Source organism: Variovorax sp. YR752, assembly GCF_943372545.1.
The window spans coordinates 1-13990 of record NZ_CALRZC010000081.1 but is presented as its reverse complement, the minus strand read 5'-3'; the positions used below and the strand labels follow the sequence as shown (position 1 = coordinate 13990).

The 13990-nt window shown below is 71.2% G+C and carries 10 protein-coding genes; 2 read left to right on the top strand and 8 right to left on the bottom strand.

Annotated features, from left to right (window positions below):
• Positions 1-1191, bottom strand: a complete 1191-nt coding sequence (gene dapC / locus AAG801_RS19485; RefSeq protein WP_341889836.1) for a succinyldiaminopimelate transaminase — start codon at positions 1189-1191, stop codon at positions 1-3.
• A gap of 22 nt (positions 1192-1213) precedes the next feature.
• Complete coding sequence (gene queF, locus AAG801_RS19480) at positions 1214-1642, bottom strand: preQ(1) synthase (protein ID WP_341889857.1); 429 nt, start codon at positions 1640-1642, stop codon at positions 1214-1216.
• A 197-nt stretch (positions 1643-1839) separates the two neighbouring features.
• On the opposite strand from queF, the gene smc reads away from it, so the two are divergent.
• On the top strand, positions 1840-5355 hold the full coding sequence (gene smc, locus AAG801_RS19475; protein ID WP_341889835.1) for a chromosome segregation protein SMC: 3516 nt from the start codon (positions 1840-1842) through the stop codon (positions 5353-5355).
• 16 nt (positions 5356-5371) lie between these two features.
• Positions 5372-6427: a cell division protein FtsZ gene (locus AAG801_RS19470; RefSeq protein ID WP_341889834.1), complete on the top strand. Its 1056-nt coding sequence runs from the start codon at positions 5372-5374 to the stop codon at positions 6425-6427.
• Between the two features lie 28 nt (positions 6428-6455).
• Here the strand turns inward: AAG801_RS19470 and AAG801_RS19465 are convergent, their stop codons facing one another.
• The 6 genes from AAG801_RS19465 to AAG801_RS19440 form a co-directional block, all read right to left on the bottom strand.
• A complete protein-coding gene (locus AAG801_RS19465; RefSeq protein ID WP_341889833.1) occupies positions 6456-6794 on the bottom strand; it encodes a hypothetical protein in 339 nt (112 codons plus the stop codon).
• A 34-nt stretch (positions 6795-6828) separates the two neighbouring features.
• Entirely contained in the window at positions 6829-7893 is a 1065-nt protein-coding gene (locus AAG801_RS19460; RefSeq protein WP_341889832.1) for a hypothetical protein, read from the bottom strand.
• Positions 7894-7944: 51 nt separating this feature from the next.
• Complete coding sequence (locus tag AAG801_RS19455) at positions 7945-10095, bottom strand: hypothetical protein (RefSeq protein ID WP_341889831.1); 2151 nt, start codon at positions 10093-10095, stop codon at positions 7945-7947.
• 12 nt (positions 10096-10107) lie between these two features.
• Positions 10108-12522 (bottom strand): hypothetical protein, encoded by a 2415-nt coding sequence (locus tag AAG801_RS19450; protein WP_341889830.1) that lies wholly within the window; start codon positions 12520-12522, stop codon positions 10108-10110.
• A complete protein-coding gene (locus AAG801_RS19445; RefSeq protein WP_341889829.1) occupies positions 12519-13622 on the bottom strand; it encodes a hypothetical protein in 1104 nt (367 codons plus the stop codon). The genes AAG801_RS19450 and AAG801_RS19445 overlap by 4 nt, the downstream gene beginning before the upstream one ends.
• Before the next feature lie 111 nt (positions 13623-13733).
• Positions 13734-13990 (bottom strand): hypothetical protein (locus AAG801_RS19440; protein ID WP_341889828.1); only part of this gene is annotated, 257 nt, incomplete at its 5' end.

Here is a 13990-nt window from a genome sequence, read left to right as displayed (position 1 = left end):
TCAGCGGGCTTGGATGAAGGAAACGATGCGTTGCGCGGCCTCGAGGCACTCGTCGACGCCCGCCACCAGGGCCATGCGCACACGACCGGTCCCGGGGTTGATGCCGCCGGACTCGCGCGCGAGCAGGCTGCCGGGCAGGACCGCCACATTGTATTGAGCGAGCAGCTGCAGCGCGAAGGCTACGTCGTCGCCGCCGGCGATGCCTGCCCAGAGGTAGAAGCCGGCGTCGGGCAGCGCGACATCCATCACGCCGGCCAGCAGCGGCGTGACCTGCGCGAACTTGGCGCGGTAGAGGTTGCGGTTGTCGACCACGTGCGCCTCGTCGTTCCAGGCGGCGATGCTGGCCGCCTGCACCACCGGGCTCATCGCGCTGCCGTGGTAGGTGCGGTAGAGCAGGAACTGCTTGAGGAGGGCGGCGTCGCCGGCGACGAATCCCGAGCGCATGCCCGGCACGTTGGAGCGCTTGGACAGGCTGGTCAGCGCGACCAGGCGGCGGAAGTCCTTGCGGCCGAGCTGGGTTGCCGCGTCCAGCCCGCCCAGCGGCGGCTCGTCGCGGAAGTAGATCTCCGAGTAGCACTCGTCGGAGGCGATCACGAAGCCGTGCCGGTCGCTCAGCTCGAACAGCAGCTTCCATTCGGCCAGCGGCATCACCGCGCCGGTCGGGTTGCCGGGCGAGCAGACGTAGAGCAGTTGCGTTCGCGCCCAGACCTCGTCGGGAACGCTGGCCCAGTCGGGGGCGAAGTTGCGCGCCGGGTCGCTGTTGACAAAGGCGGTCTGCGCGCCGGCGAGCAGCGCTGCGCCCTCGTAGATCTGATAGAAGGGGTTCGGGCAGACGACGGTGGCGCCGGGCCGGGTCGGGTCGATCACCGTCTGGGCCAGCGCGAACAAGGCTTCGCGCGAGCCGTTGACCGGCAGCACCTGCGTGCCGGCGTCCAGCGTCACGCCGTAGCGGCGCTGCACCCAGGCCGCGCAGGCCTCGCGCAGCCTGGGCTCGCCGGCGGTGGCGGGATAGCTGGCCAGGCCCGCCAGGTTGTCGGTCAGCGCACGCTTGATCAGCTCCGGCGTCGCATGCTTGGGCTCGCCGATGCCCAGTCCGATCGGCTTGAGGGCCGGGTTGGGCGTGACGCCGCGCGTCAGCTCGCGCAGTCGTTCGAACGGGTAGGGGTGAAGGCGCGCGAGCAGCGGGTTCATCGGCAGATTATCGATGCCGCGCTCAGATCATCCCTGTCTGCGCCGGATGCGCCGGCAGGTCCACGCGCGGCTGCGGCCTCCAGCCCTTCTTGCGGTGCTCGGCGACCACGTTGGTGTAGATGCCGCCGCGCACGTACCACTTGGCGGTGATGCGGATGAAGCGCGGCTTCGTCGCCTTGACGATGTCGTCGAGGATGGTGTTGGTCACCTTCTCGTGGAACGCGCCCTCGTTGCGGTAGCTCCAGAAATACATCTTCAGGCTCTTCAGCTCGACGCAGAGCCCGTCGGCGATCATGTCGATGGTGAAGTGCGCGAAGTCGGGCTGGCCGGTCAGCGGGCAGTGGCAGGTGAACTCCGGCACCTGGAACTGGATGACGTAGTCGCGCTCCGGCGCCGGATTCGGGAAGACGTGCAGTTCCTTGCTCGGCGCCGTCGGCGGATTGGGCGGCATCGGGCGCTCATTGAGCGTGGAGCGGGCGGGGGACTTCCTGGCCATGGCGGTCACGTCTGGAGAGGGTTTCAGCGGGGCCGCGATGCTATCATCCCGCCCCGCAGACGACCCGCGACATCGCGGGTTTTCTCATATGAATCAAGGACTTGGCAGAGGGCCTCCGGGGCCTTCACGCTGAGCAGCCGTTTCGCTCTCCCATGCGCCTGAACTCGATCAAGCTCTCCGGCTTCAAGTCCTTCGCCGAGCCGACCAACTTCCAGCTGCCCGGCCAGCTCGTCGGCGTGGTCGGGCCCAACGGCTGCGGCAAGTCCAACATCATGGATGCGGTGCGCTGGGTGCTGGGCGAGAGCAAGGCCAGCGAACTGCGCGGCGAGTCGATGCAGGACGTGATCTTCAACGGCTCGGGCAACCGCAAGCCGGCGAGCCGCTCCAGCGTCGAGCTGGTGTTCGACAACAGCGACGCCCGCGCCGGCGGCCAGTGGAACCAGTTCACCGAGATCGCGGTGAAGCGCGTGCTGACGCGCGACGGCACCAGCAGCTACTACATCAACAACCAGCCGGTGCGCCGCCGCGACGTGCAGGACGTCTTCCTCGGCACCGGCCTGGGACCGCGCGCCTACGCCATCATCGGCCAGGGCACGATCAGCCGCATCATCGAATCGAAGCCCGAGGAACTGCGCCTGTTCCTCGAGGAGGCCGCCGGCGTCTCCAAGTACAAGGAGCGCCGCCGCGAGACCGAGAACCGCCTGAAGGACACGCGCGAGAACCTGACCCGCGTCGAAGACATCCTGCGCGAGCTGAGCAGCAACCTCGACAAGCTGGAAAAGCAGGCCGAGGTGGCGCAGCAGTACCGCGGCCTGCAGCAAAGCGGCGAGCTGAAGCTGCACCAGCTGTGGTTCCTCAAGCACCGCGACGCGGCGAGCGAGGAGGAGCGGGTCAAGAAGGCGGTGCTCGAAGCCACCAACGCACTCGAGGCGCGCATGGCCGAGCTGCGCCACGGCGAGGCCGAACTGGAGACGATCCGCCAGGCGCACTACGCCGCCAGCGACGAACTGCACGGCGCGCAAGGCCTGCTGGCCGAAGCGGCGCTGGAGGTCAGCCGTCTCGAGGAACGCATCCGCTACGTGGTCGAGGGCCGCGCACGCGTCGAGCAGCGACTGGCCGAACTGACCGCCAGCAATCAGCAGTGGGACGAGCGCCGCCAGCAGGCCGAGGACGAACTCGGCCAGATCGCCGAGCAGATCGCCGCCGCCGAGGAGCAGGGCGAGGTGCTGGCCGCGCAGGCCGAGGAGCAGTCGGGCAACCTGCCGACGCTGGAAGACACAGTGCGCGCCGCGCAGGGCAGGAGCAACGAGCAGCGCAACGTCGTGGCGCAGGTGCAGCAGCAGATCCAGCTGCTCGCCGCCGAGAGCCGCAACATCGACGATCAGCGCCGCCAGTTCAACAGCCGCCGCGAACGCCTGGCCAGCGAGAAGCAGCAGCTCGCCGCCCCGGACATGCAGCGCCTGGGCGAGCTGAAGCAGCAGTACGCGCTGGCCGAGGAGGCGCAGGGCATGGCCGACGCGCGCCTTCACGAGCTCGGCGAACAGGTGCCCGCGCTCGACGAGGAGCGCCGCACGAAGCAGGAGCAGGTCAACACCGAGTCGGCTCGCCATGCCGATCTGAGCGCGCGCCTGGAAGCCTTGCGTGCGCTGCAGGAGAAGGTGCAGACCGAGGGCAAGCTCAAGCCCTGGCTGGCGCGCCATGGGCTGGACGGTTTGCAGGGCTTGTGGACCAAGGTGCACATCGAGCCCGGCTGGGAAACGGCGCTGGAGTCGGCGCTGCGCGAGCGGCTCAATGCGCTGGAGGTTGGCCGCATCGAGACCGTGCGAGCCTTCGCCGACGATGCGCCGCCGGCCAAGCTGGCCTTCTACACGCCGCCGAGCGCCTCTATCGCCAACACCCACCAGACGCTGCCGCGGCTGTCGGACCTGCTTCGTCTCGGCGATGCCGGCCTGAAGGCGCTGCTCAACGACTGGCTGGAAGGTGTCTACACCGCCGCGAACATCGACGAGGCTTTGGCCGCGCGCGGCAAGCTGACCCACGGCGAGATCATCATGACCCGCGAGGGCCACCAGGTCAGCCAGTTCGCCGTGGCCTTCTACGCGCCCGACTCCGAGCAGGCCGGTATGCTGGCGCGTGCGCAGGAGATCGAGAACCTGGAGCGCCAGCAGCGCGCGCAGGCGCTGATCGCCGACGAGTCGCGCAGCGCACTGGTGCGCGCCGAAGCCGCCTACACCGAGGCCTCGCAGCGCCTGGCCACGGTGCGCCGCGACGCCGCCGAGGCGCAGACGCGTGCCCACCAGCTGCAGGTCGAGCTGCTGCGCCTGTCGCAGCTCGCCGAACAGACGAGCACGCGCCGCGCCCAGCTCGACGACGAGCTCGCCGAGCTCGACGGCCAGCTCGACGAGCTGAACGAGCGCCGTGCCACCGGCGAGGCGAAGTTCGAAGAGCTGGACATGCAGCTCGCCACCACCCAGGAGCGCCACGCCGAGCTCGACGAAGGGGTCATCACCGCCGAGCGCAAGCTTGCCGAGGCCCGAGAGCAGCTGCGTGCGCTGGAGCGGCAGAGCCAGGAGGCGCAGTTCCATGCGCGCTCGCTGGCGGCGCGGCGCGGCGAACTGCAGCGGGGCATCGAGACGGCGCTGCAGCAGGCGGCGGCCAACCAGTCGTCGGCCGAGCAGCTTCAGGAGGAACTGGAGCGGCTGACCGACGCCGCCGCGCAGGCCGGCCTGCAGACCGCGCTGGCGCTGAAGCTGGAGCGTGAAGCGGCGCTCGGCGCCAAGCGCAGCGAGTACGACGACCTGACGCTGCGCATGCGCCGCTCGGAAGAGCAGCGCCTGCAGCACGAGCAGAGCCTGCAGCCGCTGCGTGATCGCATCACCAAGCTGCAGCTCGAGGAGCAGGCGGCGCAGCTCGGCGGCGCGCAGTACCTCGAGCAGCTCAGTGCCGCCAACGTCGACTTCGAGGCGCTGGCCCTGGGCATCGAGCAGGGCGGCGTCAAGCTCCAGGGCCTGCAGGGCGAGATCGACCGCATCAACCGCGAGATCAACGCGCTCGGCGCCGTCAACCTCGCCGCGCTCGACGAGCTGACCGCCGCCCGTGAGCGCAAGACCTTCCTCGACGCGCAGAACGCCGACCTGAACGACGCCATCAAGACGCTCGAAGACGCGATCCACAAGATCGACCTGGAAACGCGCGACCTGCTGGGCAACACCTTCAACCAGGTCAATGAACACTTCGGCCGCATGTTCCCGACGCTGTTCGGCGGCGGCCAGGCCAAGCTGGTGATGACCGGCGACGAGATCCTCGACGCCGGCGTGCAGGTGATGGCGCAGCCGCCGGGCAAGAAGAACAGCACCATCCATCTGCTGTCGGGCGGCGAGAAGGCGCTGACGGCGATCGCGCTCGTCTTCGCGATCTTCCAGCTCAACCCGGCGCCGTTCTGCCTGCTCGACGAGGTCGACGCGCCGCTGGACGACGCCAACACCGAGCGCTACGCCAAGCTGGTCAAGGAGATGGCACAGGGCACGCAGTTCCTCTTCATCAGCCACAACAAGATTGCGATGGAGATGGCCGAGCAGCTGATCGGCGTGACCATGCAGGAGCAGGGCGTGTCGCGCATCGTGGCGGTCGACATGGAAGCGGCGGTCAGCATGGCGGAAGCCGCCTGAGGCCGGGGCACGCAGCATGAGCCTCACCGTCGCGTTGGCCCTGTTCGGCGCAGCGGTGCTGGTGGCGATGGCCGGCCATGCCTGGTGGCAGGCGCGCCGCGCTCAGCCCAGGCGGATGCTGGCGCCCAAGCCGGCCGAAGCGCGCGATCCGGTGCGCGGCGAGCCGGGCAGCGAACCGAGCTTCGACGCCGCCGCGCCCGACGAGCAGGCCGAGGTGCCTGCTGCCGAGCTGCGGCCGCCGCGCCGCAGCTTGCCGCGCATCGATGCGCTGATCGACGCCGTCGCGACCCTGTCGGTCGAGGTGCAGATCAGCGGCGAGATGGCGATATCGCACCTGCCACCGACGCGCCGTGCCGGCAGCAAGCCGTTCTTCATCGAGGGCCTGAACGCGCTCACGCGCGAATGGGAGCCACCCTTGGCCGGCCAGCGCTACGGCGAGTTCCAGGCCGGTGTGCAACTGGCCAACCGCAGCGGCGCGCTCAACGAGATCGAGTACTCCGAGTTCGTGCAGAAGGTGCAGGCCTTCGCCGATGCAATCGGCGCGATGGCCGACTTCCCCGACATGCTCGAAGCGGTGGCCCGCGCGCGTGAACTCGACCAGTTCGCCGGCGACCACGACGCCCAGCTCGCCGTGCACCTGCGTTCGCGCTCGGTGGCCTGGAGCGTCGGCTTCATCCAGCAGCATGCGGCGCGGCACGGCTTCGTGGCCGGCATGGTGCCGGGGCGGCTGGTGCTGCCCGGTTCGGAGGAGGGCGCACCGCCGGTGCTGGTCCTGGCCTTCGACTCGCAGGCTGCGCTGGCCGACGACCCCAACCAGTCGGCGCTGCGCGACGTGACGCTCAGCTTCGACGTGCCGCAGACCGATGCGGACAGTGACCCCTTCGTGACCTGGCAGGCCAGCGCGCAGGCGCTGTCGCTGGGCATGGATGCCGAGGTCGTCGACGACAACGGCCATGCGCTCGGCGCCGAGAGCTTCGCGGTCATCGGCAGTGAGCTGACGCGGCTCTACGACGAACTGGCCTCGCGTGACCTCGCCGCCGGCTCGGCGGCGGCGCGCCGGCTGTTCAGCTGAGCCTGTGCCGAGGCCGCTCAGCGGCCATTCACCGGCCATTGAGGATCTCGCCCGGCCGGTACAGCCTGCCGCGTTCGCTGAGGCTGGGTTGGCGCGGTGCGGCGGGAGGGCAGGCATCCCCGATGTGCCCACGCACCCATGGCTCTCCGGCGTAGCCCCACTGGCCGGTCTGCAGGTTCAGCCAGTAGTGGCCGTCGGGCACGCGGGTGCAGGCGACCCGGTCGAGCTGCGCGAGCGTCGCGTTGTCGACCAGGCTGCCGTTGACCACCACGAAGCGCGCGGACTGGGCCAGGGCCGCATCGGTGCACAGGCACACGGTGATGCCCATGGCGGCTCGCAGCACGGTCGAGAGAGTTGTCGCGTTCATGGAGGCTCCAGGAAGCTGGAATGGATGGGGCGGCTCAGGGCGTGACCTGGGTGATCAGCAGGGTGGCATCGTCCGCGTAGTGCCCGGCGAACTCCGCGCCCTCGCCTTCGTTGACGACGTCCTCGAAGGCATAGATCTCGAACAGCAGGTAGCTCGTCCCGGCAGGCAGCACGAAGCCGGTGGCGGCCTGCTCCCAGCGGTTGCCGGCAGTCGCCACCGAGACCTCCTGGGCAGCCAGCCAGTCGCCGGCGGCGTAGCGTGCCGGCATGTCGGCGGGGCTGCCGTTGAAGGCGATCAGGCGCAGGTCGAAACGCCGATCGGTGCCGGCGTCGCCGGCGACGCGGTTGAACCACACGCTGCCGTCGGCTCTTGCCCGGCCGGCCGCAATGTCGGCGGCGTAGTCCTGCAGCTCGACGATCTGCCACTGCTGGCTCGCCACGGTGTTCGTGCTCGACACATTGCCTGTGGCAACGAACTTCAGCATGCGCGCGCCTGCGAGAGATGCAATGTCGTTCTCGTCGGCGACCACGGTCGCCACGTCGCCCCGCCAGTAGCCCGGGCCGGTCGGCAGTGCGCCGACGTCGATGGGCTGTTCAAAGCCCGGGTTGAGGAGCAGGTTCGAACCCGCGGCAGCTCGCACGATGATGGTCAGCCGGGCGCTCGTGCTGTCGGCGAACGCTTCACCGACGGTGGCGACAATCACGTCGAGCGTGTACCGGCCCGGGACGAGGCCAGCATCCACCTGGACGTCGACCCTCACCCTTGCCGTGTTGACATCAGGATCCGCGGTGGGCGTGGCGCATTCCCGGCTGGTGTTCACAGCGAGTCCTGCGGCCCTGATGCGCGTGTCCGAGACCGTCACGCGCTGAACCTCGAAGTCATCTGCGATTCGGTCCTCGCATCGCAGCGCGAGGTCTGCCGTGGCGCTGCCGCCGGCATCCACCGTGATCGACTCCGGCTCGAAGCTGGCAACGACCTGCCGGCCGAGACGGGTGCTGAGATCATTCTCCCCACCCCCGCAGGCGGCAAGCAACGCCAGCACTGTCAGGCCGACGGACGCTGCCAGGGTTTTCGCCCGAAGGCTGCGGTGAGCGCTCATCGTGATTCTCTTTCGTGTCGAGGGGCTGGGCGGGCCGCGTGCGCCGCGGCGTCAGTTCAGGTTCAGTCCGGGCACTGCCGTGGGCGTGGACGTGAACACCTGGCCCGCGCCCAGGCCGAGCTGGCCCTGGTCGTTCCAGGCCCAGGCAAGCACGCTGCCGTCATTGCGCAACGCCAGCAGGTGGGCGAGCGTCCCGGTATGGCCGATGGCCACTGCGACCGCGCCGCTGGCCAGCGCCGTGCGCCAGGTCTCGCTGAAGCCTGGCGACAGCGAGCCGGTACCGAGCTCGCCGACCTCGTTGATGCCGACCACGCGCACACCGCCGTCGCTGCGCACCGCGACCGAGTTCTCCAGGCCGGCGGCGATCGCCACGATGCCTGAGGTGAGCAAGGTGGCCACCGGCGTGCGGCGCTGGGTACTGCTGCCGTCGCCGAGCTTGCCGTTGCTGTTCGAGCCCCAGGCCCAGACGCTGCCGTCGCTGCGCAGCGCCAGCGAATGGTTGTTGCCGGCGGCGATGGCGATCACACCGTTCAGGCCGCTGACCACCACCGGCGCGTTGCGTGCGCTGGTGCTGTTGTCGCCGAGCTGGCCCTGGTCGTTGGCGCCCCAGGCCCGCACCGTTCCGTCGGCCAGCAGGGCCAGTGAATGGTTGGCGCCGCAGGCAATCGCGGTGGCGGAGCCCAGGCCGCTGACGGCGACGCCGCGCAGCCGGTCGGTGTTGCTGCCGTCGCCGAGCTGGCCATCGGCGTTGTAGCCCATCGCCCGTACCTGCCCGCCCTGGCGCAGCACCAGCGAGTGCAGCGTGCCGGCGCAGAGCGACGTTGCGTCGCTGAACGGCGTGGCGGTGCCGCCGTCGTCCCAGCTGGCGGGTGCCGGGTTCTGCTGCGTCAGGTTGTTGCCGGTGCCAAGCTGGCCGAAGCCGTTGTAGCCCCAGCCGAGCACGCTGCCATCGCTGCGCAGCGCAAGCGCATGTGCGCCGCCAGCGGCGACCGACGTGACGGCGGTCGCCACGATGCCCGCGCCGGGCACGTTGCGCGACTGGTCGCCGGCGCCCGTGCCGAGCTGCGAAGCGGCATCGGTGCCCCAGCTGCGCAGCGTGCCGTCGGCCAGCACGGCCAGCGAGACGCCGTTGCCGGCGGCCAGGCGTGGCTGCGACGCGCCGGCCGGCGGCGGCGTTGCGCCCACTGTCAGCCGGGCGGCGTTGCTGGTCGCGTCGCCGGCGCTGTTGCTGGCGATGCAGCGCAAACGCGCACCGTCGTCGCCGGCCTGCGTCGCCGGCGTCGTGTACGACGCGTTGCTGGCGCCGGCGATGGGGTTCCAGTTCGTCCCGCCGTCGTTCGAGCGTTGCCACTGGTAGGCCACGCTGGTGCCGCTGGCCGCGCAGGAGAAGGTTGCGGTGGCGCCGATGGCCACGCTGCGGTCCTGCGGCTGCTGGGTGATGGCCGGCGCGATGACCACCGCGGTGACGGTCAATGTGGCCGCTGCGCTGACGGTGTCGCCGTCGAGGTTGGAGACGACCACGCGGTAGCGGTCGCCGTCGTCCGCGGCCACCGAGGTCGCGGGTGTGGTGTAGGTGCTGGCAGTGGCCCCGGCGAGAGGCGTCCAGTTGGCGCCGTCGTCGTCCGAGCGTTCCCAGCGGTAGCTGAAGGGCGGGGCGCCGAGCGCGGTGACGCTGAAGCTGGCCGTGGCCGGTTCGAGCACCGACACCGAGGCCGGCGGCACCGTGATCACCGGCGGCTGCACCGCGACGACGAACCACGAGAAGCTGTCGACCGTCGCGGTGGCGCGCCCGGCGGAGAAGGTGGCACCGGGCACTGGCTGCCAGGCGCCGGCGCCGTCGGTCTTGTAGAGCACCGGCGTGGCGCCGGCGGCCAGGCGTGCGGCATCGAAGGGCACGGTGACCGTCGCCGGCACGGCGAAGCGGGTGCCGTGCGGTGTGAAGGCGAAGACCTCGCCGACGGCCGCCAGCGCTGCGGGCCGCGCCGGTGCGCCCTGGTCGGACTGCACGACGGCGATCGCCGTGTCCTGTGCCAGCGCGCCGGCTGGCACCGCGACCTGCGCGCCGGCCGGGCCGCTGACCGTGCCGCCCGCGGCGCCGATCTGCGGCGGTGGATCGCCGCCGCCGCCGCAGGCGGCGAGCAGCGTGCAGCCGGCGATCAGCCAGGGGCGGATTCGGCGAAGGAGACCGTGCAAACAGCTCATGTGGAACTCCTGTCAGTTGAGGTTCACGCCGGGCACCCGCTGGGGCCGGTTGCGCGGCAGCACCGTGCCGTCGCCGAGTTGCTGCTCGTTGTTGCGGCCCCAGGCCCAGACGTTGCCGGCGCTGTCCATCGCCAGCGAGTGGCCGAAGCCGGCGCCGATCGAGACGATGGTGGCCGGCAGCGGCGCCACCAGGCGCACCGGAACCGCGCTGTCCTGCTCGTTGCCGAGGCCGAGCTGACCGAACTCGTTGAGCCCCCAGGCATACACGCGGCCATCGCCGAGCAGCGCCAGCGAGTGGTAGGCGCCCGCGGCCACGGCCACGGCAATGCCGGGCATTGGCACGGCAACGGGGGAGGGGCGCGCGGTCGTCGTTCCGTCGCCGAGCTGGCCGGCGCTGTTGTCGCCCCAGGCCCAGACCGTGCCGTCGTTGCCAAGTGCCAGCGTGTGGAAGGCGCCCGCGGCGGCGTCGAGTACCGGCGGCAGGCCCGCCACCGGGACCGGCAACAGGCGCGCCTGCAGGCTGCCGTCGCCCAGTTCGCCGCGCAGGTTGCAGCCCCATGACCACAGCGAGCCGTCCACCCGCACCGCGTGCGAGCGGCTCGCGCCGGCGGCAGCGCGCGTCACACCTGTCAGGCTGAGCGGCACAGGCGTGCGACGTGGGCTGCTCGTGCCGTCGCCGATCTGCCCGCAGTTGTTGGCGCCGAAGGCGTGCAGCGGTGCTGAGGCCGGTACCGCCAGCGTGTGGCCGCCTCCCGCCGCGACGTAGCGCAGCGGCTCGGCCAGTGGGTGACGGAAGGGCGTCGCCACGTCTGTGCCTGCGTCGTTGCCGAGTCGCCCGTTGCCGCCATCGCCCCACAGCCACAGCGATCCGTCGCCCGTGACGGCGGCGTTGTGCCGTTCGCCGATGCCGATCAGTGCAGCGCCGACGAGCTGCGTGACCTCGCGCACGCCGGCCTGCGCGGCAAAGCCGCCCCCGCCGAGTTGCCCGGCGCTGTTGTCGCCCCAGGCCAGCACCCGCCCGTCGGCGCGCAATGCACTGCTGTGCGCCGCGCCACCCTGCACGCGCCGCAGGGCCAGGGCGGCACTGGCTGCAGCCGACAGCGTGGCCTCGCGGCTGAGCACGCTGCCCAGGGCATTGCTGACCAGCACACGAAGCTGTGCGCCGTCGTCCGCGGCCGCGACGTTGGAGATCGTGTAGGTCGCCGCCGTCTCGCCGGCGATCGGCTGGAAGGGCGCGCCGGCAGCGCTGCGCTCCCACTGGTAGCTCAGGTTGCCGCCGCTGGCGCGCACGACGAACTGCGCCGAGCGGCCGGCGACCGTGGCTACGTCGTCCGGCTGGTCGAGGATGGCCGGCGATGTCGGGGCCGGCACCACCGTCAGCGTGGCCGGGCGGCTGCAGGCCGCGCCGGCGCTGTTGCTCGCGCACATCGCGAAGCGGGCACCGTCGTCGCCGGCTTGCACGCCGCCCAGCGCGAAGGTGACGCCGGTGCCACCGAGCGTGTTTGTCCAGCCACCCGGGTCGCTCGGGCAGGTCTGCGTGGCATTGCAGCGTTTCCACTGCAGCGCCTGCGGCAGCGAGGAGGTCGAGGCCGCGCTGAACACGGCGGTCGAGCCCGGCGTCGCCTGCAGATCCAGCGGCTGGTTGACGATCGCCGGCGGCAGCGCGGTCACGTTGAGCATTGCCGTCGCGCTGAGCACGGGGTTGAAGCCGTCGATGCGTACCTGCACGCTGAAGCGTGCGCCGTCGTCGGCGACGCTGACCGGGTTGAGGAACAGCAGCGCATCGACTTCGCCGGCCAGCGGGACACCACCGCGCAGCCACTGGTAGCGCAGCGTGGCACCAGGCCGCGGCGTGATCGCCTCGACGCGGAAGAAGCACCAGCCGCCTTCGACCACGGTGCAGTTGCGCGGCTCGGAGAGGATGGCCGGCTGAACCGGCCAGCCGGCCACCCTGCCGGCCACCGAGCCGCGAACATTGGAGAAGCCGGTGATGGCGGCGCTGATGCGGTCGCCGTCGCGCTCGGTGACCAGCACCTCCCAGCCATCGCGGGCCGCGGTGGTCTTCAGCAGCACGAGTTCGTCGCCGGGTTCGACGCTGCCGGCCGGCAGTGTCATCGACAGCGTCACCGGCACCGAGAAGCTCGTGCCATGCGGCAGCAGCGCGACGGTCTCGCCCTGCAGTGGCAGGCCACCGGGCAGCGGCGGTGCGCCGGCGTCGTCGATCGCGATGGTCAGCGCGGTGTCGGCGGCCAGCGCGCCGGCCGGCACGGTCAGCGTCACGCCGCCGGGGCCGGCGATCGTGCCGCCGGCGGCGCCGATGGTGCGCGTGACGCTGCCCGCCGGCGCACCCGACGAACCGCCGCCGCCACCGCAGCCGGCGAGCAGCGCCAGCACGAAGCCCAGGGCGAGGAGTGCAGTGCGGCTCATGGGTTCAGCTCCGTCAGCACCAGCGAGGCGTCGTCGGCGTAGTGGCCGGCGAATTCCTCCGTGGCGTCATTGGCCGCGTCCTCGAAGGCGTAGATCTCGAACAGCAGGTAGCCGGTGGTCGGCGGCAGGAGCAGCGAGGCGAGGGCCTGCTGCCAGTCTTCGCCGCCGGTGTTCAGCGTCGTCGTGCGCTCGGCGAGCCAGTCGGCGGCGGCATAACGCGCCGGCAACTCGTCGGGGCTGCCGGCGAAGGCCAGCAGGCGCAGGTCGAAGCGGCGGTCGGTGCTGGCGTCGCCGGCGACGCGGTGGAACCAGACGCTCGCGTCGGCCTGCATGCGGCCGGCCAGGATCTGCGCCGTGAAGGCCGACAGGTCGACGATCTGCCACTGCTGGCTGGACACCAGCGTCGCGCTGCCGGTGTTGCCCGTGGCGAGGAACTTGAGCATCGCCGTACCGCCGCGCGGTGTGATGCCGTTGTCGGCGGGGACACTCGCGCTGAGGTCGCCGCGCCAGCTGCCGGCCGCGTCGGGGAACGGGCCGTTGTCGACCGCCTGCTCGAAGCCGGGGTTGGCGAGCAGGTTGACGCCGGTACCACCGGGAACGACGGTGAAGGCGAGGTCGGCGCGGGTGGAGTCCGGGCTCTCGCAGGGGGAGGGATCGCAGAACGGCGGTGGGGGGACTTCGAGGTAGATGAACAGCGATCCCGAGTCCAGCGCCGCGTCGTTCGCCGCACTGAGCAAGACGCTCACGCGGCCGGTGCGCACCTGCGGGTCGGGGGTCGCCGTATCGCATGGGTAGCTGCCGCTCTGCCCGCCGGTCGCGGTGCCCGGCCCGGTCAGTCGAGCGCTGACACCTGGGCCCAGCTGGCTTTCGGCACGGATCTGAACCGTCACATCGCCCACGGACAGTCGGTCGCATTGCATCTGCACCGTCAGCGTCACCTCGCTGCCCTGCGGGAGCGCCAGCCCCGTGCGGTCGAAGCCGGCGACGATGAGCCTGCCAAGGCGCTGCGCGATGTCCTCGCCGTCACCGCCGCCGCAGGCGCCGAGCAGCAGCAGGATGATCAACGACGCCCGGCGGGCGATCCCTGCGTGTCGTGGCATGACTGCCTTCCCTTCGCATCGGCGCGCCAAGCGCCGTGATGGGGGTCATGCTCGCGGCCGGGGGCCGACCGATCGCCGACACATGGCCGGCGAGTTGGGGGGAAGTGCGGCTCAGCCCGGTTGCGAGACGCGGCCGGCGCCACGGGCGCGCGCCGCGTGGGCCCAGGCGGCGTCCTGGTCGGGCAGGAAGGCGTGGTGGGCGTGGGCGCCGGGTGCCAGCGCGTCGACCCAGACGAGGTCACGGTCCAGCCAGAGGATGCCGCCGGCAAGGCGCAGTGCGTCTGGGCGGCCGAGCAGCTGGCGCAGCCGGCGCAGCGCGACCTCGAAGGCATCCATCGCCAGGTCGCCGTCGGACTCGGGCCACAGCA